The 577-nt window shown below is 51.3% G+C and carries 2 protein-coding genes; both read right to left on the reverse strand.

Features of this window, described 5'->3' with window-relative positions; translation table 11 throughout:
* The coding region (locus tag AK81_RS30575) for a transposase (protein WP_241496124.1) at positions 1 to 69 on the reverse strand (69 nt) is incomplete at its 3' end.
* Positions 70 to 129: 60 nt separating this feature from the next.
* The gene (locus tag AK81_RS27585; protein ID WP_050491959.1) at positions 130 to 363 is read right to left on the reverse strand and encodes a transposase; all 234 of its coding nucleotides are present in this window, start codon (positions 361 to 363) and stop codon (positions 130 to 132) included.
* Positions 364 to 577: the final 214 nt, after the last annotated feature.

Consider the following 577-nt stretch of genomic DNA (forward strand, 5'->3'; position numbering starts at 1 on the left):
CTTGCCTTTCTCGGTCACTTGCTTGACCGCTTCGATCTTGAATTCTTCAGGGTAACGCTGACGACTCATGGCACCTCCTATTTGGGCCTCATTATGAGGCTTGGAGGTGTCTACGAAACCAGGGGCGATTCAGGGAGCTGTCTCCATGACAGTATTGAATTTGTCGGCGCTGGACCATTGATCGCTGGTCTTGTTGTTACCAGGGACGATCAACCCTTTCTCTCTAGCCATTTGTCTCCAGTTTCGCAGGGACTGCGGAGTAACGCCGATTGCAACGGCAAGCTCCGCCACAGAACGGTTCAGAGGCGGCATCATTTGCTGAACAGCCCAGTCTCTGAATTCAGAGTCATAACGCTTTTTCATTACCTTGCACCTTCGCCCCCTTGGAAGATTGAGTCAATCAATAGAGGCGACAGGTAGGCTGACACGGGGGGAACGCGACAAAAAGTAACCAAAAAACGCTGCGGGTATGACTCACCCACATGGGTTACAAATCAGTTCACGCACATAGGTAACAGTCTTTAACTGGCATGGTCGGTTTTCGAGGATCTGACCATGCCGTGGCGAGAGCTAACAC

The sequence above is a fragment of the Pseudomonas putida W15Oct28 genome (assembly GCF_000708715.2).
GTDB classification, from domain to species: domain Bacteria; phylum Pseudomonadota; class Gammaproteobacteria; order Pseudomonadales; family Pseudomonadaceae; genus Aquipseudomonas; species Aquipseudomonas putida_R.

Excerpts from the sequence above, each read along its gene's own strand:
- AK81_RS27585 (WP_050491959.1), bottom strand. The coding sequence starts at position 363 with ATGAAAAAGCGTTATGACTCTGAATTCAGAGACTGGGCTGTTCAGCAA.